1 protein-coding gene and 2 pseudogenes are annotated in these 738 nt (G+C 68.8%); all 3 read left to right on the top strand.

Annotated elements, in window-relative coordinates:
- Window positions 1-148: pseudogene (locus G3N93_RS40955) on the top strand (tRNA (adenosine(37)-N6)-threonylcarbamoyltransferase complex dimerization subunit type 1 TsaB); the annotation flags it as partial.
- The gene (gene rimI, locus G3N93_RS40950) at window positions 145-645 is read left to right on the top strand and encodes a ribosomal protein S18-alanine N-acetyltransferase (protein WP_089425705.1); all 501 of its coding nucleotides are present in this window, start codon (window positions 145-147) and stop codon (window positions 643-645) included. The pseudogene G3N93_RS40955 and the gene rimI, both read left to right, overlap by 4 nt.
- Window positions 632-738, top strand: a pseudogene (locus G3N93_RS41985) (uracil-DNA glycosylase); the annotation flags it as partial. The gene rimI and the pseudogene G3N93_RS41985, both read left to right, overlap by 14 nt.

The raw sequence follows: 738 nt of genomic DNA, 5'->3' as shown, positions 1-738 counted from the left end.
CGCCCATGCCGCCCTGCGCGCGTTCCGTGCAGGCCGCACGGTGCCGGCCGATCAGGCCGCGCCGGAGTACGTGCGCGACAAGGTCGCGCAGACCACCGCCGAGCGCGTCGCGGCACGGGCCGCGCAGACGGGCGGAGCGAAGGGATGACGGGTGTACTGCTGAGCGACCGCTATCTGGCGCCGATGACGGATGCCGATCTCGACGAGGTCGTCGCGATCGAGCACGTCGCGTACGAATTCCCGTGGAGCCGCGGCAACTTCGAGGATTCGTTGCGCAACGGTTATCTGGGCGTGTGCCTGCGGCACGTAACGGGTTCGTTGATCGGCTATTGCGTGCTGATGCCCGTGGTCGACGAGATGCACCTGCTGAACCTGTGCGTCGCGCCGGCCGCGCAGTGCGCGGGCGCGGGCCTGGCGCTGCTGCGCGAGGCCGTGCGCATTTCGCGCGCGGAAGGGCTCGACGGTGTGCTGCTCGAGGTGCGGCCGTCCAATCCGCGCGCGATTCATCTGTACGAGCGTTTCGGCTTCTTGACGATCGGCCGGCGCAAGAATTATTACCCGGCGAAGCATCGCAGCCGGGAGGACGCGATCGTGATGCGTCTGACGCTGAACAAGGACGAAGGGGACGCGCATGGCATGGGCTGAAGCGGCGCTCGAGGAAATGGGCCTCGCGCAGATCTGGGTGCGGCGCGGGCAAAGCGCGGATGAGGGCACGGACGCGGGCGCGGCAGCCGAAGC

The sequence above is a fragment of the Burkholderia sp. Se-20378 genome, assembly GCF_017104665.1.
Classification (GTDB): Bacteria; Pseudomonadota; Gammaproteobacteria; order Burkholderiales; family Burkholderiaceae; genus Burkholderia; species Burkholderia lata.
The sequence above is the reverse complement of the archived record's forward strand: the minus strand, read 5'-3'. Positions and strand labels throughout refer to the sequence as shown.